The following is a 21,513-nucleotide window of genomic DNA, read 5'->3' on the forward strand; positions in this document are numbered from 1 at the left end:
GGTCACCAGCTCGACCACGGCCATGGGGGCGTTGTCGCCCTGGCGCGGACCGATCTTGGTGATCCGGGTGTAGCCGCCGGGACGCTCGGCGAAGACCGGCGCGATCTCGGTGAAGAGGTGGTGCACGACACCCTTGTCGGTGATGCTCTTGAGCACCTCGCGACGGTTGTGCAGCGGGTTCTCACCCAGGTGCGCCTTCTTGGCCTTGGTGATCAGCTTCTCGGCGTACGGCCGCAGCGTGCGGGCCTTGGCCTCCGTGGTCGTGATCCGGCCGTGCTCGAAGAGCGCGGTGGCCAGGTTGCGGAGGATGAGCCGCTGGTGGGCCGGGCTACCGCCGAGGCGGGGGCCCTTCTTGGGCTTGGGCATCTCTGACTCTCAATCCCCCCGGCCGTGCTAGGTACCGGGGCTAGTTGGCCTCCGACCGGAGGCCGCCAATCAATCTGTACTGCCAACTACGTCAACTGCGGGGCGGCAGGGTGGCGCCAGCGGCGAAGCCGCCCGGTGAGCGCCCGCGGGCCGAGCGGAGCGAGGCCCGCGCGGCGGTCACCGGAGGGCGACACGCTCGCCCAATCCAACTCAGTACTGCTCGTCCTCGACGAAGGTGTCGTCGTCGTCATCGCCGTACGACGCGAGCGCGGCGTGCGGGTCGAAGCCGGGAGCGCTGTCCTTGAGGGACAGACCCATCTCGTGCAGCTTCGCCTTGACCTCGTCGATCGACTTGGCGCCGAAGTTGCGGATGTCGAGCAGGTCCTGCTCCGAGCGGCTGATGAGCTCACCCACGGTGTGGATGCCCTCGCGCTTGAGGCAGTTGTAGGACCGGACGGTGAGCTGCAGGTCCTCGACCGGAAGGGCCAGGTCGGCGGCGAGCTGCTCGTCGACGGGCGAAGGGCCGATGTCGATGCCCTCGGCCTCGACGTTGAGCTCGCGGGCCAGGCCGAAGAGCTCGACCAGCGTCTTGCCGGCCGACGCGATGGCGTCGCGGGGCAGGATCGACGGCTTGGTCTCGACGTCGATGACGAGCTTGTCGAAGTCGGTGCGCTGCTCGACACGGGTGGCCTCGACCTTGTAGGTCACCTTGAGGACCGGGCTGTAGATCGAGTCGACCGGCATCCGGCCGATCTCGTTGTCGGCGCCCTTGTTCTGGACGGCCGAGACGTAGCCGCGACCGCGCTCGACGACGAGCTCCATCTCGAGCTTGCCGTTGTCGCCCAGGGTGGCGATCTTCATGTCGGGGTTGTGCACCTCGACACCCGCCGGGGGCGCGATGTCAGCCGCGGTGACGTCACCGGCACCGGACTTGCGGAGGTACATGGTCACGGGCTCGTCGTGCTCCGAGGAGACGACGAGACCCTTGAGGTTCAGGATGATCTCGGTGACGTCTTCCTTGACGCCCTCGAGGGTCGAGAACTCGTGGAGCACGCTGTCGACCTTGATGCTGGTGACAGACGCGCCGGGGATGGAGGAGAGGAGGGTACGCCGGAGCGAGTTGCCGAGCGTGTAGCCGAAGCCAGGCTCGAGGGGCTCGATGACGAACCGCGACCGGAACTGGTCGACGGTTTCCTCCGACAGGGTGGGGCGCTGTGCGATGAGCACTGTGTTCTTATCCTTTCCGGACCGACCGCTATATGAGGGTCCAGACGTGGTGCTTGGACGGCGGGAGTTGCGGGGAGTGGGCGGTGGGGGGCCCGGTCAGGTGCGGCCCCCCACTCACGTCACTTCTTCGAGTAGTACTCGACGATGAGCTGCTCTTGGACCGGGAGGTCGATCTGCTCCCGGACGGGCAGCTGGTGCACCAGGATGCGCATCCGCGTCGGCAGCGCCTCGAGCCAAGCAGGCACGATCCGCTCGCCGTGGGTCTCGCGGGCGACGATGAACGGCGTCATCTCCAGCGACTTCTCGCGGACGTCGATGATGTCGTACTGCGTGACCTGGAACGAGGGGATGTCGACCTTCTTGCCGTTGACCAGGAAGTGACCGTGGGCCACCAGCTGGCGGGCGTGACGGCGGGTCCGGGCGAACCCGGCGCGGTAGACCACGTTGTCCAGGCGGCACTCGAGCAGCTGGAGCAGGTTGTCGCCGGTCTTGCCCTGGCGACGTGCGGCCTCGACGTAGTACTTGTGGAACTGCTTCTCGAGGATGCCGTACGTGTAGCGCGCCTTCTGCTTCTCCTGCAGTTGGTTGCGGTACTCGCTCTCCTTGATCCGCGCCCGGCCGTGCTGGCCCGGCGGGTAGGGACGCTTCTCGAATGCGGCGTCGCCGCCGATGAGGTCGACACCGAGACGGCGCGACTTCTTGGTGATGGGACCGGTGTAACGGGCCATGTCCTTCGCTCTCCTTCAGTCTCGGTGGTCAGACGCGCCGGCGCTTGGGCGGGCGGCAGCCGTTGTGGGGGGCGGGGGTCACGTCCTGGATGGTGCCGACCTCGAGGCCGATCGCACCCAGGGACCGGATCGCCGTCTCGCGACCCGAGCCCGGGCCCTTGACGAAGACGTCGATCTTCTTCATGCCGTGCTCCATCGCGCGCCGGCCGGCGGCCTCAGCGGCCATCTGCGCGGCGTACGGGGTCGACTTGCGGGAGCCCTTGAAGCCGACGGTGCCGGCGGAGGCCCACGAGATCACCGCACCGGTGGGGTCGGTGATCGTGACGATGGTGTTGTTGAACGTGCTCTTGATGTGGGCCTCGCCCTGAGCGACGTTCTTCTTTTCCTTGCGGCGGACCTTCTTGGCGCCCGCGCGAGCCTTGGGAGGCATCAGTTATCTCCTTGAGAAAGCTGGTCTGTCGTGCCAGTGAGATCGCCCTGACGGCGATCGATCACTTGGCCTTCTTCTTGCCGGCAACCGTGCGCTTCGGACCCTTGCGGGTGCGAGCGTTGGTCTTGGTGCGCTGCCCGCGGACCGGAAGGCCCTGACGGTGGCGGCGACCCTGGTAGCTGCCGATCTCGATCTTCCGGCGGATGTCAGCCTGGACCTCGCGACGGAGATCACCCTCGATCTTGAAGTTGGCTTCGATCTCATCGCGGAGCTTGACCAGCTCCTCGTCGCCCAGCTCGTGGACGCGGAGGTCGGGGTTGACCCCGGTGGCGGCCAGCAGCTGCTGGGCGCGGGTACGGCCGATGCCGTAGATGTAGGTAAGAGCGATCTCGATGCGCTTGTCGCGCGGAAGGTCGACTCCAACGAGGCGTGCCATGTAGGCGGTTCTCCTTGCGTTGACTGAGGTGTCGTGCGTGACGCGTCCTCTCCCCTTCGATCGATCAGTGGGTGAGGCGCCGGCCTCAGTTCCGGCGGTGGATCCCGATCATGCGATCGGGACTGCTGTCACGCTGCAGAGGTTATTCAGTTGTGGCGGCAGGGACTCGGGCCGGCAGGCCCATCGAACTCAGCCCTGGCGCTGCTTGTGGCGCGGGTTCTCGCAGATCACCATGACGCGGCCGTGGCGACGGATCACCTTGCACTTGTCACAGATCGGCTTGACGCTCGGGTTGACCTTCATGTCAGCCCTTTCTTGTCTGCTGGCGGCTTGTTGGTTCTTTACTTGTAGCGGTAGACGATGCGGCCCCGGCTGAGGTCGTACGGCGAAAGCTCCACGACGACCCGGTCCTCGGGGAGGATCCGGATGTAGTGCTGGCGCATCTTTCCGCTGATGTGGGCAAGGACCTTGTGGCCGTTGCTCAGCTCAACACGGAACATCGCGTTGGGAAGGGCCTCCACAACGGAGCCCTCCATCTCGATGACGCCTTCTTTCTTCGCCATGCCGTCCTTCGGGTTGGGTTCGTCTACCGGTGGCCCGGGAACCTCCTCCGCCGCCGCGTGGGCGCCTTCGGTGGACCTCGTGCAGCCATGTCGGAAGCCTCTCCCCGGCACGCGAACGATCTCTTCGTCTCAGAAGCGATCGCCAGCGACCGAGCAGCCGCGAGGCAGCACGACACAGACCCACGTTGGGCCGACACACCAGTTTAGACGTATCGGGACACGTTCTCCCAATCCGGACACCGTCAGCCGGCGAGCAGCTCCAGGGTCCGCACCCGTCCGGGTGCGCTCGCGGGCGCGGTCCGGGCCACGGCACCGGCGACCGGGTTCACCATCACCTCGTCGACGTCGTACGACGAGGCGAGCCGCTCGATCTCGGCGCGGGCCGTCTCGGCGTCCCCGATCACCCAGCGGCGCCGCATGGCTCCGATCAGCCCCGCATGCCCCTCGGGGAGCCCCGCGGCCACCGTCCGCTCGGCGTCCTCGACCGACGGCTGGGCCGTGAGCGGCTGGCCGGTGCGGAGCGCCACCATCTGCAGCAGCTGCGGGAGCGCGAGCCGGGCGGCCTCCTCGGCGGTGTCCGCGGCTGCCGCGTTGACGGTCAGGAAGGTCCTCGGCTCGGCGAGCAGCGCGGACGGTCGGAAGGTCGAGCGGTAGAGCGCGAGCGCCTCGGCGGTGCCGGAGCCGGAGAAGTGGTGGGCGAAGACGTAGGGCAGGCCCTTCTCGGCCGCGAGCCTCGCGGAGTAGTCGGACGAGCCGAGCAGCCACGGGGTCGCCACCGACCGCGCCGCCGGCGTGGCCTTCAGGACGTGGGTGCGCCCACGCAGGTCGAGCCCGGCGCCGGCCGGCTCCATCATGGTCAGCACGTCGTCGACGTACTCACCGAACCGCTCGACCGCGTTGTCGTCGACACCACCCGCCCCGTGCCGCAGCGCCCACCGCGTGATCGGGTCGGTGCCGGGCGCCCGGCCGATGCCGAGGTCGATCCGCCCCGGGAACGCCGCCTCGAGCAGCGCGAACTGCTCCGCCACCACGAGCGGGGCGTGGTTGGGCAGCATCACGCCGCCGGAGCCCACCCGGATCCGTGCGGTCTGCCCGGCGATCAGTCCGATCAGGACCGGCGGGTTGGTCGCGGCGACGGCGGGCATGTTGTGGTGCTCGGCGACCCAGTAGCGGCGATAGCCCAGCCGATCGGCGGTGCGGGCGAGGTCGAGCGAGGCAGCGACGGCGTCGGCCGAGGTCTGGTCGGCGCGGACCGGCACCAGGTCGAGCACGGAGAGAGCGGGAGATGGCATCTCCCGCTTCAAGGCCGCGGACCGGCAGGACATTCCCCACCACGGGGACCGGTGGCGGTTCAGTCCAGCGTGGCGCTGCGGCGAGTGAGCCACAGCCCGAGGCCGAACGCGCTGGCGCAGAGCAGACCGAGCATCGCGAGGTCCATCAGGTAGTGGCCGGCGCCGGCGAGCGCGATCCAGTCCTCGTCGGCACGGTCGACCTGGCCGCGGACCAGGCCCATCGCGGAGGCCGCGGCGGCGTAGCCCCACCGCGACGGCGACAGCCAGGCGACCTGCTCGAGCACCGGCCGACCGGCGATCGCGAACAGCGACCCCGAGAGCACCAGCTGGAGCATGATGACGCCGACCAGCGTGGGCATCGTCTGTTCGGTGCTGGTGACCAGCGCCGACAGTGCGAGCCCGACCACCGCCATGGTGAACGCGAGCGCACCGATCGTGAGGGCGACCCGCACGGTCCCCAGCTGGCCGTCGGCTCCGGGAAGGCCGACGACCGCGATGAAGGTGACCAGGAGACCCTGCACGAACGCCGCCGTGCCGAGCACCAGCACCTTGCTCAGGAAGTAGACCCCCGGCGACAGGCCGACGGCGTACTCCCGGCGGAAGATCGGCCGCTCCCCCACCAGCTCCCGGATCGCGATCGCGGTGCCCATCAGGCACGCCGCCACGAGGAGCACGATGAGGCGCTGGGTGGACTCCCCGGGATCGAACACCATCCGGACCGCCCGCCCGGCGGGTGCGCCGCCCTGGAAGGCCTGGCACATCCCGTCACCGATCGGCTCGGTCGCGCCGGGACACCGCCGGGTGTCGTCCAGCGAGAGCCCGCTCGATCCGGGCACCAGCCGGCTCAGGCCGCCGAGGACCAGGGGCAGCAGGAGCAGCATGCCGAGGAGGAGCCGGTCGGAGACGACGACCGCGGCGTTGCGCCGGACCAGGGTCGAGAGCTGACGTCCGAGCGAGCGCCGCGGTGGGGCGGGAACGCCGGAACCGACCGCAGGGAGCGCCCCGGTGGTCGCGGCGGGCCGGGGCTGGGCGGGGATCAGGTTCCACAGCTGGGGGTCGTCGAGCAGGTCGAAGACCTCGGGATAGCTGGCGCGGCCGAAGTGCGCCAGCACCCCGGACGGCGGGCCGAAGTAGGCGAGCCGGCCACCGGGCGCGAGGACCATCACGTTGTCGCACACGTCGAGCGCGAGCACCGAGTGGGTGACGACCATGACCACCCGGCCGCCGTCGGCGAGCGAGCGCAGCTGCTTCATGACCTCCAGGTCGAGACCCGGGTCGAGCCCCGACGTGGGCTCGTCGAGGAACAGCAGCGGCGGCGCGGTCAGCAGCTCGGTCGCGATCGACACGCGCTTCTTCTGGCCGCCGGAGAGCTGGGTGCCGATGCGGTTGTCCAGCCGCGAGGTGAGCTGCAGCTGGTCGGCCACCGCGGCCACCCGGGCATCCTGCTCCGGACGGGTCGTGTCGGGCGGCAGCCGGAGCTGGGCGGCGTACCGAAGCGCCTGGCGCACCTTCAGCTGCGGGTGCTGGATGTCCTGCTGCGGCACCAGCCCGATCTGGAAGCGCAGCTGGTCGTAGTGCGCGTAGAGGTCGTGGCCCTGCCAGATCACCCGGCCGTGCGTCGCCGGCTGCAGGCCGGTGAGCGCGCGCAGCAGCGTCGACTTGCCGGCGCCGGACGGTCCGATCACCGCGGTGAGGCTGGACGGCTTGAGCTGGAACGACACGTTCTCCAGCAGCACCCGGCGGCCGCCCACGACGGTGGTGAGGCCGTCGGCGTACAGGGTGAACTCGTGGGTCGTCGCCGACGCGAGCAGCTGGGTGCCGTCCCAGCGGAAGGTCTGGTTGCCGAAGATGACCTCGGCACCCACCGCCAGCTGCACCGCACCCTGCACCCGGTGTCCGTTGACGTAGGTGCCGTTGTAGCTGTTGAGGTCGTGCAGGACCGCCAGCCGGTTCGGCCCGGCGGGGTCCAGCCGCGCGTGCCGGCGGCTCACCAACGCGTCCTCGAGCACCACGTCGTTGCCCTGCTCCCGGCCGATGGTGAGGCTGCGGCCGGACGCCACCTGTTGCGGCAGGACGACCGACTGCCCGTGCGCGAGCTGGCCCGGCGGCAGCACGGCCTGCGGCCGCCAGGCGTCGGCGGGCGCCGCGGCGGCGGGGAGCTGCGGCGGGGGCAGGTTGCGCCACCAGTCGTCGGCCGGTGGTTGGTACGGCGACGGGACCGGCGCCGGTTGGTACGGCGGTGGGGCCTGCGCCGCTACCAGGCTGACCACGACCGCCTCCCCCGCGGGGCCGCCCAGGTGGAGGCTGAGCGGGGTCATGGGAAGCGCCTGCCTGGTGATCCGCTGACCCCGGACGAAGGTGCCGTTGCTGCTGGTGTCGACGGCGACCCAGGTGCCGCCCTCGCGCTGCAGCACCGCGTGGTGCCGCGACGCGCTGGGCTCGCTGACGACCACGTCGCAGTCGGCCTCACGGCCGATCACGACGCGGTCTCCCTCGAAGATCCTCGTCGCCCCGGCCCACTCCACCCGAACGCCGTCGTCGCCGCGGGGGCGGTCAGGTGCGCTGGTCATGGGCCTCGTCGGGAGCTCGGGAAGGGAACGACAGAAACCCTAGCCGGGCCTCGCGGCCGTGGGGTCAGTCCTTCCAGTCCGGCCCGGGAGTGTCGTCGACATCGGCGGCGACGGTCGCGGCGACCGGCTCGGCCTTGGCCGACTTGACCAGGCTCAGCACCGCGGTCAGCACGAGCGTCACGATGATCACACCGAGGCTGAACAGAGACGAGATCTCCGGTGCGGCCGTCACGTGCTCGCCGCCGTTGATGAACGCCAGCTCGTTCTTGTGCAGCGCGTGCAGCACCAGCTTCACGCCGATGAACGCGAGGATGAACGCCAGCCCCAGCGACAGGTAGATCAGTCGCTGCAGCAGTCCGCCGAGCAGGAAGTAGAGCTGCCGCAGCCCCATCAGCGCGAAGACGTTCGCCGTGAAGACGAGGTAGGGCTCCTGGGTGATGCCGAAGATCGCCGGGATCGAGTCGAGCGCGAAGAGGATGTCGGTGACGCCGAGCGCGATGATGACGATCACGATCGGGGAGACGAACTGGACGCCGTTCTCGTGGTACCAGAGCTTGAGGCCGTGGTAGGTGTCGCCGACCCGCATGTGCCGGCGGGCGAACTTCACGACCGCGTTGTCCTCGGGGTGCTCGTCCTCATGGGTGCGGTAGGACTTCACCAGGCCGTAGGCGGTGTAGACGAGGAACGCGCCGAAGATGTAGAAGACCCAGCTGAAGTTCTCGATGAGGGCGTAGCCGAGCGCGATGAAGATGCCGCGGAAGACGAGCGCCAGCACGATGCCGACCAGCAGGGCCTCCTGCTGGTACTTCCGGGGCACCTTGAGGGCCGCCATCAAGATGATGAAGACGAACAGGTTGTCGATCGACAGCGAGTACTCCGTCAACCAGCCGGTGTAGAACTCGATGCCGAAGTCGTGTCCGTGGTAGAGCCAGATGAACAGACCGAACGCCAACGCGGCGCCGACGTAGAAGGAGAGCGCGATCGCGCACTCCCGCATCGACGGCTCCCGCGGGTCGCGTGCGATCACGACGACATCGAAGAGAAGCACGCCGACGGTGGCGGCGATGGTGATGGTCCATTCCAGGGTGCTGACGTCCACGAGGCAGGTCCTCCGGTAGATCGGTTAGTCCGGTCGCCCGAGGTCTCTTCCGTCGCCTGCCGACGACCTACGGTCCCGGACCAGCCGCAGCCGATCGTGATGACGAGACACGCAGCGGAGGAATACTCCCCTCGTGGTCGGCCTATCGTCCCACATACTTCCAGTGCGACCGATTCCTGGGCGGCCCCTATGCCAGGCCGGCGACCTTCGTCATCGTCTCGAGCTTCGCGCCCGTCTCGCGGACCTCGGAGTCGGGGTCGGAGCCGGCGACGATCCCGGCTCCGGCGAAGAGCCGCATCCGGGGGCCGTCGATGACCGCGGCGCGGATCGTGATCGCGAAGACACCGTCGCCGGTGCGGTCGACCCAGCCGACGCAGCCGGCGAAGTAGGCGCGCAGGTCGCCCTCGAGGTCGGCGATGGCTGCGGCCGCAGCCGCGGCGGGTACGCCGCCGACGGCCGGGGTGGGGTGCAGCATCTGGGCGAGCCGGAGCGCGCTCGGGCCGGTCGCCGGGTCCTCGAGCCGCGCGGTGATCGGGGACGCGAGGTGCCACACCGTGTCGGTCGCGAGGAGCGTCGGCCCGGTCGGGGGCTCGACGTCGACGCACACCTCTTTGAGGGCGTGCACGATGGCGTCGACGACGAAGGCGTGCTCGGCGAGGTCCTTGTCGGACTCGCGGAGCGCGGAGGCGCGGCGCGCGTCCTCGTCGGGATCGGGTGAGCGCGGCACCGAGCCGGCCAGCGGGGTGCACGAGATCCGGTCGCCCTCGCGGCTGACCAGCAGCTCGGGGCTCGCACCGACCAGCAGCGGACCACCGTCGAGGGACTCGGTCAGGGGCACCGAGAACACGTAGCGCCCGGGGCGGGTCACCAGCAGCCGGTCGATCACCTCGGCGGGCTCGAGCGGCGGGTCACTGGTCACGTCGAGGCAGCGCCCGATGACGACCTTGCGCACGACGCCGGCCTCGATCTTGGCGAGCACCGCGCGGACCATGTCGGCGTAGGCCGCGGCGGTGGGGAACTCGCGGACGTCGTAGGTGCGGTCCCGGTGCGGGGTGACCGGGCTGCGCAGCGGGCGCTCGGAGCCGACGACCTGGTGGAAGATGCCGGGCGCCCCGGCCGCGAACGACAGCGCGCCGATCACCCGCTCCCCCGGCTGCAGCGCGCCGGTGATCTCGTCGGCCCACCCGGGGTCGGCGCCGTCGGGCGTGGTCCACGTGCGCAGCACCCGGTCGGCGACGTACGCCTCGTCGCCGGTGGCGAAGAGGAGCGGTCGGGCGGGAAGGACGGCCATGCTTGATGATAGGTCGGCGGGTGGGAGGCTCACGCGGGGCCGCCGTACGGAGCACCCAGCCGCTCGAGGTCGGCCCTGCCGCCGTCGTGCGCGGTGAGCACCCAGATGCCGTCCGCCGTCAGCGCGAAGGTGTGCTCGAAGTGGGCGGCGAGCGAGCCGTCCCTGGTCACGACGGTCCAGTCGTCGTCGCCCACCGAGGTCTGCTTGGTGCCGAGGGTGACCATCGGCTCCACGGCGAGCGCGAGTCCGTGCTTGAGCCGCGGCCCCCGCCCAGGCCGGCCGTAGTTGGGAACGTCGGGCGGCAGGTGCATTTCCGTGCCGATGCCGTGGCCGGTGTAGTCCTCGACGATGCCGTAGTCACCCTGGGAGTGCACGAACTGCTCGATCGCGTGCGAGATGTCGCCGACGCGGCCGCCGTGCCGCGCGGCGGCGAGTCCTCGCCAGAGCGACTCCTCGGTCACGCGCATCAGCTCGCTGACGTCGTCGGGCACGTCGCCGACCGCGACCGTGATCGCGGCGTCGCCGTGCCAACCCTCGACGATGGCGCCGCAGTCGATCGAAACGACGTCTCCGGCCGCCAGCACCTGCGACCCGGGGATGCCGTGCACGACCGCCTCGTTGACGGACGCGCAGATCGTGGCCGGGAAGGGCGGCTCGCCGTACCCGAGGAACGACGGCGTCGCACCCCGCGACCTGATCAGGTCGTCGGCGACCCGGTCGAGCTCACCGGTGGTGACGCCCGGTCGTACGGCGTCGCGCACCGCCGCGAGCGCGTCGGCGACCACGAGCCCCGCCTCCCGCATCAGCAGGATCTGCTCGGGGGTCTTGATCTCCAGGCTGCTACCGAACAAGCGCCGCGCGCTCAGCTCTGCTCTACTACGTCGAGCGCGTCGAAGATGCGCTTCGTGACGTCGTCGACCTCGCCCATGCCGTCGACCTCGTGGACCAGGCCACGACCCTTGTAGACGGCGATCAGCGGCTCGGTCTCGGCTCCGTAGATCTCCTGGCGGCGCCGGATGACGTCCTCGGTGTCGTCGGCGCGACCCTCGGTCTGGGCCCGCTGCAGAAGTCGGTGGACGAGCTCGTCCTGGTCGACGGTGATGACGACGACCGCGTCGAGCTGGTGACCCGTGTCGGCGATCATGGCGTCGAGCTCCTCGACCTGGGCCAGCGTCCGCGGGTAGCCGTCGAGCAGGAAGCCCGGGTCGGCATCCGGTTCGGCGATCCGGTTGCGGACCATCTGGTTGGTGACCTCGTCCGGGACGTACTCGCCGGCGTCCATGAACTTCTTCGCCTCGACACCCAGGGGCGTGCCCTCGGAGACGTTGGCGCGGAAGATGTCGCCGGTCGAGATCGCCGGCACACCGAAGTGGTCGGCGACGAACTTGGCCTGGGTGCCTTTGCCGGCGCCCGGGGGGCCCATGAGAATCAGCCTCATCGAAGGAATCCTTCGTAGTTACGCTGCTGGAGCTGGCTCTCGATCTGCTTCACCGTGTCGAGGGCGACGCCCACCATGATCAGGATGGACGTGCCGCCGAAGGGGAAGTTCTGGTTGGCGTCGATCAGCACCAGCGCGATCAGCGGGATGAGGGAGATCAGACCCAGGTAGAGAGCGCCCGGCAACGTGATGCGGGAGAGGACGTAGGACAGGTAGTCCTGGGTCGGCTTGCCCGCCCGGATTCCGGGGATGAAGCCGCCGTACTTCTTCATGTTGTCGGCCACCTCTTGCGGGTTGAAGGTGATCGACACGTAGAAGTAGGTGAAGAAGATGATCAACAGGAAGTAGGTCACCATGTAGGGCCACTTGTCACCGGTGACGAAGTAGTCCGCGACGAACTTGACCCAGGCCGAGTCGCTGGTCTGGTTGAACTGCACCGCCATCGCCGGCAGGTAGAGCAGCGACGAGGCGAAGATGACGGGGATGATGCCGGCCTGGTTGACCTTGAGCGGGATGTAGGTCGAGCTGCCGCCGAACATCTTGCGACCGACCATCCGGCGGGCGTACTGCACCGGGATCCGGCGCTGCGCCTGCTCGATGAAGATGACACCGCCCACGATCGCGAGTCCGATCACGATCACGATGCCGAACGTCCACCAGCCCTGGCTCTTCTGGACCTGCCAGAGAGAGGCGGGGAAGGTCGCGACGACCTGGGTGAAGATCAGGATCGACATGCCGTTGCCGATGCCGCGCTCGGTGATCTGCTCGCCGAGCCACATGATCACCGCGGTACCGGCGGTCATCGTGATCACGATGACCAGGAAGGTCATGGTCGTGTCGCTGTGGAGCAGCGGGTAGGTCTCGGTGTCGCAGTTCTGGAGCAGGCTGCCGGTGCGCGCGAGCGCGACGATGCCGGTCGCCTGGAGCAGCGCGAGGCCGAGGGTGAGGTAGCGCGTGTACTGCGTGATCTTGGTCTGACCGGCCTGACCCTCCTTCTTGAGGGCCTCGAGCCGCGGGATCACGACGACCAGCAGCTGCAGGATGATGCTCGCGGTGATGTAGGGCATGATCCCGAGCGCGAACACGGTCAGCTGCAGCAGCGCGCCACCGGAGAACAGGTTGATCAGGTTGTAGATGCCGGTGTTGTTGGCCTCGTCGCCGAGACAGTGCTGGACGTTGGCGACGTGCACCCCGGGGGCCGGGATCTGCGAGCCGAGCCGGAAGACGAAGATGATGAACAGGACGAACAGCAGCTTGCGCCGCAGGTCCGGAGTCCGGAATGCGTTGACGAACGCGCTAAGCACTGAGGGTCCTCTTTCTCATAGGGCCATCGACACCTGAGGGCCGTCGGGAAGCCTAACAGGGAGCGAGAAAGGCGCGGCCGACCTGGTAATCAGGCCTGCCGCGCCTCAGCTCACGAACTCGTCACAGAACGGTGACGCTGCCGCCCGCGCTCTCGATCTTCTCCTTGGCGGAGTTCGAGAAGGCGTTGGCGCTCACCGCGACCTTGACCGACAGCTCGCCCTGGCCGAGCACCTTGACGGGCTCGCCCTTGCGGACTGCGCCGCGGGCCACGAGCTCCTCGGGGGTGACGTCGCCGCCCTCGGGGAACAGGGTGCTGATCCGGTCGAGGTTCACGACCTGGTAGGTGACCTTGAAGGGGTTCTTGAAGCCCTTGAGCTTCGGCAGCCGCATGTGGATCGGCATCTGGCCACCCTCGAAGGCAACCGGCACCTGGTAGCGGGCCTTGGTGCCCTTGGTGCCTCGACCAGAGGTCTTGCCCTTGGAACCCTCACCGCGGCCGACGCGGGTCTTGGCCTTCTTGGCCCCCGGCGCCGGGCGCAGGTGGTGCAGCTTGAGCGTCATGTCACTCCACCTCCTCGACCGTCACCAGGTGACGGACGGTCTGGACCATGCCCCGGATCTCCGGGCGGTCCTCCTTGACGACCACGTCGCCGATGCGCTTCAGACCGAGGCTCCGCAGCGTCTCGCGCTGGTTCGCCTTGCGGCCGATCGCCGACTTCATCTGCTGGACCTTGAGCTGCGCCATCAGGAGCTCACCCCCGAAGCGGCCTTGGCCGCAGCCTCGGCCTCGCCCAGTGCCTTGGCCTTGAGCAGGGCCGCCGGGGCGACCTGCTCGACCGTGAGGCCACGCCGGGCCGCGACGGCCTCGGGGTACTCGAGCATCTGGAGCGCAGCGACGGTCGCGTGCACGATGTTGATCTGGTTGGACGAGCCCAGCGACTTGCTGAGGACGTCGTGGATGCCGGCGCACTCGAGCACGGCGCGCACCGGGCCACCGGCGATCACACCGGTACCGGGCGCTGCCGGGCGCAGGAAGACGACACCGGCCGCCTTCTCGCCCTGCACCGGGTGCGGGATGGTGCCCTGGATGCGGGGGACGCGGAAGAAGTTCTTCTTCGCCTCCTCGACACCCTTGGCGATCGCCGCCGGAACTTCCTTGGCCTTGCCGTAGCCGACGCCGACCATGCCGTCACCGTCACCGACGACCACGAGGGCGGTGAAGCTGAAGCGACGACCACCCTTCACGACCTTGGCGACACGGTTGATCGCGACGACCCGCTCGACGTACTGGCTCTTGTCCGCGCCACCACGACGGTCGTCACGACCGCCTCGGCCGCGGTCGCCGCCAGAACGCTGTCCGCGCTGGGGTCCGCTCATGATTTCTCCTCAGTCCTTGCTATCGCGATCAGAAGGTCAGGCCGGCGTCGCGAGCGCCGTCGGCCAGGGCCGCGATGCGACCGTGGTACTTGTTGCCGGCGCGGTCGAAGACGACCGTCTCGACACCGACCTCCTTGGCACGGGCAGCGACGAGCTCGCCGACCTTCTTCGCCTTGGCAGTCTTGTCGCCCTCGAACGACCGCAGGTCGCTCTCCATGGTGGAGGCGTACGCGAGCGTCTTGCCGACGGCGTCGTCGACGACCTGCACGGTGATGTGCTTGGTCGACCGGGTGACAACCAGTCGGGGACGGTCGGCAGTGCCCGAGAGCTTCTTGCGGCCCCGGATCTGACGACGCAGCCGCGACTTGGCGCGCGCCGAGAGGTGCCGCTGATGCTTGAGTGTGATCGCCATGGTCACTTACCAGCCTTTCCGACCTTGCGGCGGACGTGCTCGCCGGCGTACCGGACACCCTTGCCCTTGTAGGGCTCGGGCTTACGAAGCTTGCGAATGTTGGCCGCGATCTCGCCGACCTGCTGCTTGTCGATTCCAACGACGCCCAGCTTGGTCGTGCCCTCGACGGTGAAGGTGATGCCCTCAGGCGCGTCGAAGATGATCGGGTGGGAGTAGCCGAGCTGGAACTCCAGCTGGGTCGGGCCCTTCGACAGGACGCGGTAACCGACGCCCACGATCTCGAGCTTCTTCTCGTAGCCCTCGGTCACACCCACGACCATGTTGTGGATCAGGGTGCGGGTCAGGCCGTGCAGGGACCTGCTGATGCGCTCGTCGTCGGGACGCTTGACGTCCAATACAACGGAGCCGCCGTCGTCGTTCCGTTCCACCACGATCGGGGACGCCACGGTGTGCGTGAGGGTGCCCTTGGGACCCTTCACCGTGACGACGGGGCCGTCGAGGTTGACGTCGACACCGGCCGGGACCGGGACGGGGAGCTTGCCAATGCGTGACATTGCTGTTCCTCTCTTCCTGGTCTCGTCACCAGACGTAGGCGAGGACTTCCCCACCCACGCCCTTCTGGTTGGCCTGACGGTCGGTCAGCAGGCCCTGGCTCGTCGAGATGATCGCGACACCCAGGCCGCCGAGCACCTTCGGGAGACCCGTGTGCTTGGCGTAGACCCGGAGGCCGGGCTTGCTGATCCGGCGGACGCCGGAGAGCGAGCGCTCGCGGTTGCGGCCGTACTTGAGCGTGATCGTCAGCGTCTTGCCGACGGCGTTCTCGTTGTCGGTCACGTCGAAGGAGGCGATGTAGCCCTCCTGCTTGAGGATCTCCGCGACGCCCTGCTTGAGCTTGCTGTACGGCATCGACACCGCGTCGTGGTACGCCTGGTTGGCGTTGCGCAGACGAGTCAGCATGTCTGCGATCGGGTCGGTCATCGTCATGATGTGTGATTCTTTCTGCTGCGGTTTCCACCCACACCTGGGGTGAGAAGAGGACCTTCAGCTGTTAGTGGTGATTACCAGCTCGACTTGGTGACGCCGGGAAGCTCGCCCCGGTGGGCCATCTCCCGCAGGCAGATCCGGCACAGGCCGAACTTGCGGTAGACCGACTTGGGTCGGCCGCAGCGCTGGCAACGGGTGTAGCCGCGGACCGCGAACTTGGGCTTGCGGGCCGCCTTGACCTTGAGCGAAGTCTTCGCCATGTCAGTTCTCCTTGAACGGGAAGCCGAGCTGCTTCAGCAGCGCGCGACCCTGCTCGTCGTTGGTCGCAGTGGTGACGATCGTGATGTCCATGCCGCGGCTGCGGTCGACCTTGTCCTGGTCGATCTCGTGGAACATGACCTGCTCGGTGAGACCGAAGGTGTAGTTGCCCTTGCCGTCGAACTGCTTCGGGCTGAGACCACGGAAGTCACGGATGCGGGGCAGCGCGAGCGACAGCAGCCGGTCGAGGAACTCCCACATCCGGTCGCCGCGGAGCGTGACGTGCGTGCCGATCGGCATGCCCTCGCGCAACTTGAACTGGGCGATCGACTTGCGGGCCTTGGTCACGGCCGGCTTCTGACCGGTGATCGCGGTCAGGTCGCGGATCGCGCCCTCGATGAGCTTCGAGTCACGCGCCGCCTCGCCGACACCCATGTTGACCACGATCTTGGTCAGGCCGGGCACCTGCATGACGTTGGCGATCTCGAACTCGGACCGCAGCGCGGGGAGGATCTCCTCGCGGTACCTGGTCTTGAGGCGCGGCGTGATCTTCTCGGCCACGGCGCTCTCAGTCGTCTCGGTCATCAGATTTCCTTCCCGGTCTTGCGGGAGATACGGACGCTGCGCGTCGACTGGTACTCCGAGCCGTCCGGGCGACGCTTGGTGACCTCGACCCGCTTGTAGGCGATGCGGGTGACGCCGCCGTCCTCGACCAGCATCACGTTGGACACGTGGATGGGGGCCTCGGTGGTGATGATCCCGCCGGTGTTGCCGGCGCGACCGCCCTGGTTGACGACCTTGGTGTGCTTCTTGATCCGGTTGACGCCCTCGACGATCAGCCGCTGCTCCTCACGGAGCACCTTGATGACCTTGCCCTCGGCGCCCTTGTCCTTGCCCGCGATCACCTTGACGGTGTCGCCCTTCTTGATGGCGATCTTCGCCGGCTTCTGCTGGGCCTTCTTCTGGGCAGCCATCACAGCACCTCCGGTGCGAGCGAGATGATCTTCATGAACTTCTTGTCCCGCAGCTCGCGACCGACCGGACCGAAGATGCGCGTACCGCGCGGCTCGCCGTCGTTCTTGAGGATCACGGCAGCGTTCTCGTCGAACTTGATGTACGAGCCGTCGGGGCGGCGGCGCTCCTTGACGGTGCGAACGATGACGGCCTTGACGACGTCACCCTTCTTCACGTTGCCACCGGGGATCGCGTCCTTGACGGTGGCGACGATGACGTCGCCGATCCCGGCGTAACGACGACCGGAGCCGCCGAGAACCCGGATGCAAAGGATCTCCTTCGCACCGGTGTTGTCGGCGACCTTCAGTCGCGACTCCTGCTGAATCATCAGTTTCTCCTATGTCGTGCCGGTTCTCGCGGCCGCGCTGGGCGGCGAGCCTTGCCGAACGTGTACGGATCTTTCGGGCTCTCGCCCGGGGGGCTACTTCGCGCGCTCGAGGATGGTGACGACGCGCCAACGCTTGGTGGCGGACAGCGGCCGGGTCTCCATGATCAGGACGCGGTCGCCGACGCCACACTCGTTCTGCTCGTCGTGTGCCTTGAGCCGGGTGTTGCGGCGCAGGACCTTGCCGTAGAGGGCGTGCTTGACGCGGTCCTCGACGGACACGACCACGGTCTTGTCCATCTTGTCGCTCACGACCAGGCCCTCACGGGTCTTGCGCGAGTTGCGCTCCACGGTCTCGTTGCCGGACTTGTCGGCCTGCTCGCTCATGCGCTCTCCTCTTCGGTGCCCGGCGCGGTCCGGATGCCGAGCTCGCGCTCACGCACCACGGTGTAGATCCGGGCGATGTCCTTCTTGACCGTACGGAGCCGACCGTGCGACTCCAGCTGGCCGGTGGCCGCCTGGAAGCGCAGGTTGAACAGCTCCTCCTTGGCCTCGCGCAGCTTGGCCTCGAGGTCGATGTCGTTGAGCTCGTCGAGCTCGTGGGCCTGCACGTTCTGACTCATCAGAACTCACCAGCCTCTCGGGTGATGAAGCGGCACTTCATGGGCAGCTTGTGGATGGCACGGCGCATCGCCTCACGGGCGACGTCCTCCGGGACACCGGACAGCTCGAACATGACGCGACCGGGCTTGACGTTGGCGACCCACCACTCGGGCGAGCCCTTGCCGGAACCCATCCGGGTCTCGGCCGGCTTCTTGGTGAGCGGGCGGTCCGGGTAGATGTTGATCCACACCTTGCCGCCACGCTTGATGTGGCGGGTCATGGCGATACGTGCGGACTCGATCTGCCGGTTGGTCACGTAGTGACCCTCGACCGCCTGGATCCCGAAGTCACCGAACGCGAGCGTGGTCCCACCCTTGGCAGCGCCCCGACGCTTGGGGTGGTGCTGCTTGCGGTGCTTGACGCGACGCGGCATCAACATGGCTCAGGCCCCCGTCTCGTTGGTCGGCGCTCCGCTGGTGGGAGCAGTCGGCTCGGCCGAGGTGGCACCGGCGTCGGTGGCCGGAGCCTCGCGGTCCGAGCGGGTCGGACGGTCTCCGCGCGACCCGCGGGTCGGGCGCTCGCCGCCGCGGCTGGGACGGCTGCCGCGGCCGGGGACGCCGGCCTTGGCTGCCGCCTGGGCCTGACGCTCGGCACGGGTGCCGGCGACCTCGCCCTTGTAGATCCAGACCTTCACGCCGATCCGGCCGAAGGTGGTGCGGGCCTCGTAGAAGCCGTAGTCGATGTCGGCACGCAGCGTGTGCAGCGGGACGCGACCCTCGCGGTAGAACTCGGTGCGCGACATCTCGGCGCCGTTGAGGCGGCCCGAGCACTGGATTCGGATGCCCTTGGCACCGGACCGCATCGAGGTCTGCATGGCCTTGCGCATCGCGCGGCGGAACTGCACGCGACCCGACAGCTGCTCGGCGACGCCCTGGGCGACGAGCTGAGCATCGATCTCGGGGTTCTTGACCTCGAGGATGTTCAGCTGCACCTGCTTGCCGGTGAGCTTCTCGAGCTCGGTGCGGATCCGGTCGGCCTCCGCGCCGCGGCGGCCGATGACGATGCCCGGCCGGGCGGTGTGGATGTCGACGCGGACCCGGTCACGGGTGCGCTCGATCTCGACCTTGGCGATGCCGGCCCGCTCCATGCCCTTCGAGAGCAGCTTGCGGATCGCGACGTCCTCGCCGACGTACGCCTTGTACAGCTTGTCGGCGTACCAACGCGACTTGTGGTCGGTGGAGATGCCGAGACGGAAGCCGTTCGGGTTGATCTTCTGGCCCATTACTTACCCGCCTTCTTGACGACATCGGCCGGCTGGACGGCGATGGTGATGTGGCTGGTGCGCTTGTTGATCCGGGTGGCCCGGCCCTGCGCACGCGGCCGCCACCGCTTCATCGTGGGACCCTCGTCGACCTGCGCGACCGAGATGACCAGGTCACCGGTGGGCAGGCCCTCGGTGGTCCCGGCGTTGGCGATGGCGCTGTCGAGCACCTTGCCGACGGTCTTGGCAGCGGCCTGGGGGGTGAAGGCGAGGATCGACTGTGCCTCGTCCACGGGCAGGCCGCGGACCATGTCGACGACCCGTCGGGCCTTCATCGGGGTGATCCGGACGTAGCGTGCGCTCGCGAAGGCGCCCGGCTGGTCGCCGAGCAGCGAGTCACGACGGGCGCTGGTGCGCCGGCGATCGGTGGCGGTCATCGACGACGTCCCTTCCGGTCTTCCTTGACGTGGCCGCGGTAGGTGCGGGTGGGCGCGAACTCGCCCAGCTTGTGGCCGACCATGGAGTCGGACACGAACACCGGCACGTGCTTGCGGCCGTCGTGGACGGCGATCGTGTGGCCGATCATCGCGGGGATGATCATCGAACGGCGCGACCACGTCTTGATGACGTTGTGGCTGCCCTTCTCGTTCTCGGCTTCCACCTTCTTCATCAGGTGGTCGTCGACGAAGGGGCCCTTCTTCAGGCTGCGAGGCATCTCTGGTTACTTCCTACCCTTGCCGGACTTGCGACGACGGATGATCTGGGCGTCGGAGGCCTTGCGCCGACGGGTGCGGCCCTCCGGCTTGCCCCACGGCGAGACCGGGTGGCGACCACCGGAGGTCTTGCCCTCACCACCGCCGTGCGGGTGGTCGACCGGGTTCATGACCACACCGCGGACGGTCGGGCGCTTGCCCTTCCACCGCATGCGGCCGGCCTTGCCCCAGTTGATGTTGGACTGCTCGGCGTTGCCGACCTCGCCGACCGTGGCGCGGCAGCGCACGTCGACGAAGCGCATCTCGCCCGAGGGCAGACGCAGCGTGGCGCGCGAGCCCTCACGGGCGACGAGCTGGGCGCTGTTGCCGGCCGAACGAGCCATCTTGGCACCGCCGCCGGGCCGGAGCTCGACGCAGTGGATGGTCGTGCCGACCGGGATGTTGCGCAGCGGCAGGTTGTTGCCCGGCTTGATGTCGGCACCCACCCCGGCCTCGACGCGCATGCCCTGGACCAGGTCCTTGGGCGCGATGATGTAGCGCTTCTCGCCGTCGGCGTAGTGGAGCAGCGCGATCCGAGCCGTGCGGTTCGGGTCGTACTCGATGTGGGCGACCTTGGCCGGGATCCCGTCCTTGTCGTAGCGACGGAAGTCGATGACGCGGTAGGCGCGCTTGTGACCGCCACCCTGGTGCCGGGTGGTGATCCGGCCCTGGTTGTTGCGGCCGCCCTTCTTGGGCAGCGGACGCGTCAGCGACTTCTCGGGCGTGGTCCGGGTGATCTCGACGAAGTCGGCCACCGAGGAGCCACGACGGCCCGGGGTGGTCGGCTTGTACTTGCGGATTGCCATTGTCTTCTTCAGTCCTTAACTCAGCCCGGTCAGGCGACCGGACCTCCGAAGATGTCGATGCGGTGACCCTCGGCGAGGCTCACGATCGCGCGCTTGGTGTCCTTGCGCTTACCGATGCCGTACTTGGTGCGACGGGTCTTGCCCTGTCGGTTCATGGTGTTGACCGAGGTGACCTTGACGTTGAACACCTTCTCGACCGCGATCTTGATCTCGGTCTTGTTGGCGTCCGGGTGCACCAGGAACGTGTACTTGTTGGCGTCGAGGAGCGTGTAGCTCTTCTCGGACACGACCGGTGCGATCAGGACGTCGCGGTGGTCCTTGTGCAGGGTGCTCACTTGTCCGCCTCCTCAGAAGTCTTCTTGCCGTAGGCAGCGCCGGAGACGAACGCGTCGTACGCGCCCTTGCTGAAGACCACGTCGTCGCTCGCGAGCACGTCGTAGGTGTTCAGCTGGTCGACGGCGATCAGGTGCACCTCGGGCGCGTTGCGCAGCGACAGCCAGGTGACGGTGTCGGTGCGCTCCAGGACCACGAGGTAGTTGCTGCGCTCGGTCAGCGCGCTCAGCGCGGCGAGGGCGGCCTTGGTCGACGGCTTGTCACCGGAGACCAGGCTCTCGACCACGTGGATCCGCTCGTTGCGGGCCCGGTCGGTGAGGGCACCGCGCAGCGCGGCGGCCTTCATCTTCTTGGGGGTCCGCTCGCTGTAGTCACGCGGCTTCGGGCCGTGGACGACGCCACCGCCGGCGAACTGCGGAGCGCGGGTCGAGCCCTGACGGGCGCGGCCGGTGCCCTTCTGCTTGTAGGGCTTCCGACCACCGCCGCGGACCTCGCCGCGACGCTTGGTGGAGTGGGTGCCCTGACGAGCAGCAGCCTGCTGCGCGACGACGACCTGGTGCATCAGCGCAACGCTGACCTCGGCGTCGAAGATCTCGTTGGGAAGCTCGACCTTGACGGTCTTCACGTTCTTTGCGGCCATGTC

The 21,513-nt window shown here is 68.4% G+C and carries 33 protein-coding genes; all 33 read right to left on the reverse strand.

What is annotated here, in order from left to right; translation table 11 throughout:
- On the reverse strand, positions 1-366 hold a 366-nt coding region (gene rplQ / locus H0488_RS08565), incomplete at its 3' end, for a 50S ribosomal protein L17 (protein ID WP_183098862.1).
- Between the two features lie 210 nt (positions 367-576).
- Positions 577-1,593 carry a DNA-directed RNA polymerase subunit alpha gene (locus tag H0488_RS08570; RefSeq protein WP_183098863.1) on the reverse strand — a complete coding sequence of 339 codons (1,017 nt, stop codon included), beginning with the start codon at positions 1,591-1,593 and terminating at the stop codon, positions 577-579.
- Between the two features lie 119 nt (positions 1,594-1,712).
- On the reverse strand, positions 1,713-2,321 hold the full coding sequence (gene rpsD, locus H0488_RS08575; RefSeq protein ID WP_183098864.1) for a 30S ribosomal protein S4: 609 nt from the start codon (positions 2,319-2,321) through the stop codon (positions 1,713-1,715).
- Between the two features lie 28 nt (positions 2,322-2,349).
- Positions 2,350-2,751 (reverse strand): 30S ribosomal protein S11, encoded by a 402-nt coding sequence (rpsK, locus tag H0488_RS08580; protein ID WP_038681087.1) that lies wholly within the window; start codon positions 2,749-2,751, stop codon positions 2,350-2,352.
- Between the two features lie 61 nt (positions 2,752-2,812).
- Positions 2,813-3,187, reverse strand: a complete 375-nt coding sequence (rpsM, locus tag H0488_RS08585) for a 30S ribosomal protein S13 (protein ID WP_183098865.1) — start codon at positions 3,185-3,187, stop codon at positions 2,813-2,815.
- Between the two features lie 189 nt (positions 3,188-3,376).
- Positions 3,377-3,490 (reverse strand): 50S ribosomal protein L36, encoded by a 114-nt coding sequence (gene rpmJ / locus H0488_RS08590; RefSeq protein WP_004008316.1) that lies wholly within the window; start codon positions 3,488-3,490, stop codon positions 3,377-3,379.
- Positions 3,491-3,528: 38 nt separating this feature from the next.
- The gene (infA, locus tag H0488_RS08595) at positions 3,529-3,750 is read right to left on the reverse strand and encodes a translation initiation factor IF-1 (protein ID WP_028656368.1); all 222 of its coding nucleotides are present in this window, start codon (positions 3,748-3,750) and stop codon (positions 3,529-3,531) included.
- Between the two features lie 242 nt (positions 3,751-3,992).
- Positions 3,993-5,042, reverse strand: a complete 1,050-nt coding sequence (locus H0488_RS08600; RefSeq protein WP_183098866.1) for an LLM class flavin-dependent oxidoreductase — start codon at positions 5,040-5,042, stop codon at positions 3,993-3,995.
- A gap of 59 nt (positions 5,043-5,101) precedes the next feature.
- Positions 5,102-7,612 carry an FHA domain-containing protein gene (locus H0488_RS08605; protein ID WP_183098867.1) on the reverse strand — a complete coding sequence of 837 codons (2,511 nt, stop codon included), beginning with the start codon at positions 7,610-7,612 and terminating at the stop codon, positions 5,102-5,104.
- A gap of 64 nt (positions 7,613-7,676) precedes the next feature.
- Positions 7,677-8,711, reverse strand: coding sequence for a TerC family protein (locus H0488_RS08610; RefSeq protein WP_183098868.1), 1,035 nt, complete (start codon positions 8,709-8,711; stop codon positions 7,677-7,679).
- Between the two features lie 187 nt (positions 8,712-8,898).
- Positions 8,899-10,002 carry an isochorismate synthase gene (locus H0488_RS08615; protein ID WP_183098869.1) on the reverse strand — a complete coding sequence of 368 codons (1,104 nt, stop codon included), beginning with the start codon at positions 10,000-10,002 and terminating at the stop codon, positions 8,899-8,901.
- 29 nt (positions 10,003-10,031) lie between these two features.
- Entirely contained in the window at positions 10,032-10,853 is an 822-nt protein-coding gene (gene map / locus H0488_RS08620) for a type I methionyl aminopeptidase (protein ID WP_183098870.1), read from the reverse strand.
- An 11-nt stretch (positions 10,854-10,864) separates the two neighbouring features.
- Positions 10,865-11,440 carry an adenylate kinase gene (locus H0488_RS08625; RefSeq protein ID WP_183098871.1) on the reverse strand — a complete coding sequence of 192 codons (576 nt, stop codon included), beginning with the start codon at positions 11,438-11,440 and terminating at the stop codon, positions 10,865-10,867.
- Positions 11,437-12,744: a preprotein translocase subunit SecY gene (gene secY, locus H0488_RS08630; RefSeq protein WP_183098872.1), complete on the reverse strand. Its 1,308-nt coding sequence runs from the start codon at positions 12,742-12,744 to the stop codon at positions 11,437-11,439. The genes H0488_RS08625 and secY overlap by 4 nt, the downstream gene beginning before the upstream one ends.
- A gap of 121 nt (positions 12,745-12,865) precedes the next feature.
- Positions 12,866-13,306: a 50S ribosomal protein L15 gene (gene rplO, locus H0488_RS08635; RefSeq protein WP_183098873.1), complete on the reverse strand. Its 441-nt coding sequence runs from the start codon at positions 13,304-13,306 to the stop codon at positions 12,866-12,868.
- 1 nt (position 13,307) lies between these two features.
- Positions 13,308-13,490 (reverse strand): 50S ribosomal protein L30, encoded by a 183-nt coding sequence (gene rpmD / locus H0488_RS08640; protein ID WP_183098874.1) that lies wholly within the window; start codon positions 13,488-13,490, stop codon positions 13,308-13,310.
- Positions 13,490-14,122 carry a 30S ribosomal protein S5 gene (rpsE, locus tag H0488_RS08645; protein WP_183098875.1) on the reverse strand — a complete coding sequence of 211 codons (633 nt, stop codon included), beginning with the start codon at positions 14,120-14,122 and terminating at the stop codon, positions 13,490-13,492. The genes rpmD and rpsE overlap by 1 nt, the downstream gene beginning before the upstream one ends.
- A 28-nt stretch (positions 14,123-14,150) precedes the next feature.
- Positions 14,151-14,534: a 50S ribosomal protein L18 gene (rplR, locus tag H0488_RS08650; RefSeq protein ID WP_183098876.1), complete on the reverse strand. Its 384-nt coding sequence runs from the start codon at positions 14,532-14,534 to the stop codon at positions 14,151-14,153.
- 2 nt (positions 14,535-14,536) lie between these two features.
- Positions 14,537-15,088 (reverse strand): 50S ribosomal protein L6, encoded by a 552-nt coding sequence (gene rplF, locus H0488_RS08655; RefSeq protein ID WP_183098877.1) that lies wholly within the window; start codon positions 15,086-15,088, stop codon positions 14,537-14,539.
- Positions 15,089-15,113: 25 nt separating this feature from the next.
- Positions 15,114-15,518, reverse strand: a complete 405-nt coding sequence (gene rpsH, locus H0488_RS08660) for a 30S ribosomal protein S8 (protein WP_183098878.1) — start codon at positions 15,516-15,518, stop codon at positions 15,114-15,116.
- Positions 15,519-15,592: 74 nt separating this feature from the next.
- Entirely contained in the window at positions 15,593-15,778 is a 186-nt protein-coding gene (locus tag H0488_RS08665; RefSeq protein WP_056599702.1) for a type Z 30S ribosomal protein S14, read from the reverse strand.
- A 1-nt stretch (position 15,779) separates the two neighbouring features.
- The gene (gene rplE, locus H0488_RS08670; RefSeq protein ID WP_183098879.1) at positions 15,780-16,361 is read right to left on the reverse strand and encodes a 50S ribosomal protein L5; all 582 of its coding nucleotides are present in this window, start codon (positions 16,359-16,361) and stop codon (positions 15,780-15,782) included.
- Positions 16,361-16,750: a 50S ribosomal protein L24 gene (gene rplX, locus H0488_RS08675; protein WP_220794347.1), complete on the reverse strand. Its 390-nt coding sequence runs from the start codon at positions 16,748-16,750 to the stop codon at positions 16,361-16,363. The genes rplE and rplX overlap by 1 nt, the downstream gene beginning before the upstream one ends.
- A complete protein-coding gene (gene rplN, locus H0488_RS08680) occupies positions 16,750-17,118 on the reverse strand; it encodes a 50S ribosomal protein L14 (protein WP_183098880.1) in 369 nt (122 codons plus the stop codon). The genes rplX and rplN overlap by 1 nt, the downstream gene beginning before the upstream one ends.
- A 93-nt stretch (positions 17,119-17,211) precedes the next feature.
- Entirely contained in the window at positions 17,212-17,502 is a 291-nt protein-coding gene (gene rpsQ, locus H0488_RS08685) for a 30S ribosomal protein S17 (RefSeq protein WP_183098881.1), read from the reverse strand.
- On the reverse strand, positions 17,499-17,738 hold the full coding sequence (gene rpmC / locus H0488_RS08690) for a 50S ribosomal protein L29 (protein ID WP_183098882.1): 240 nt from the start codon (positions 17,736-17,738) through the stop codon (positions 17,499-17,501). Before rpmC ends, rpsQ begins: the two co-directional genes overlap by 4 nt.
- Positions 17,738-18,157 carry a 50S ribosomal protein L16 gene (gene rplP / locus H0488_RS08695; protein ID WP_183098883.1) on the reverse strand — a complete coding sequence of 140 codons (420 nt, stop codon included), beginning with the start codon at positions 18,155-18,157 and terminating at the stop codon, positions 17,738-17,740. Before rplP ends, rpmC begins: the two co-directional genes overlap by 1 nt.
- A 3-nt stretch (positions 18,158-18,160) precedes the next feature.
- Complete coding sequence (gene rpsC, locus H0488_RS08700) at positions 18,161-19,000, reverse strand: 30S ribosomal protein S3 (protein WP_183098884.1); 840 nt, start codon at positions 18,998-19,000, stop codon at positions 18,161-18,163.
- On the reverse strand, positions 19,000-19,416 hold the full coding sequence (rplV, locus tag H0488_RS08705; RefSeq protein ID WP_183098885.1) for a 50S ribosomal protein L22: 417 nt from the start codon (positions 19,414-19,416) through the stop codon (positions 19,000-19,002). Before rplV ends, rpsC begins: the two co-directional genes overlap by 1 nt.
- Complete coding sequence (gene rpsS / locus H0488_RS08710) at positions 19,413-19,694, reverse strand: 30S ribosomal protein S19 (RefSeq protein WP_183098886.1); 282 nt, start codon at positions 19,692-19,694, stop codon at positions 19,413-19,415. Before rpsS ends, rplV begins: the two co-directional genes overlap by 4 nt.
- Before the next feature lie 6 nt (positions 19,695-19,700).
- The gene (gene rplB, locus H0488_RS08715) at positions 19,701-20,537 is read right to left on the reverse strand and encodes a 50S ribosomal protein L2 (RefSeq protein WP_183098887.1); all 837 of its coding nucleotides are present in this window, start codon (positions 20,535-20,537) and stop codon (positions 19,701-19,703) included.
- A 29-nt stretch (positions 20,538-20,566) separates the two neighbouring features.
- Complete coding sequence (gene rplW, locus H0488_RS08720) at positions 20,567-20,872, reverse strand: 50S ribosomal protein L23 (protein ID WP_183098888.1); 306 nt, start codon at positions 20,870-20,872, stop codon at positions 20,567-20,569.
- On the reverse strand, positions 20,869-21,510 hold the full coding sequence (rplD, locus tag H0488_RS08725; protein WP_183098889.1) for a 50S ribosomal protein L4: 642 nt from the start codon (positions 21,508-21,510) through the stop codon (positions 20,869-20,871). The genes rplW and rplD overlap by 4 nt, the downstream gene beginning before the upstream one ends.
- Between the last annotated feature and the right edge of the window lie 3 nt (positions 21,511-21,513).

Source organism: Nocardioides pelophilus, assembly GCF_014180685.1.
In the GTDB taxonomy this organism is placed as follows: Bacteria; Actinomycetota; Actinomycetes; order Propionibacteriales; family Nocardioidaceae; genus Nocardioides; species Nocardioides pelophilus.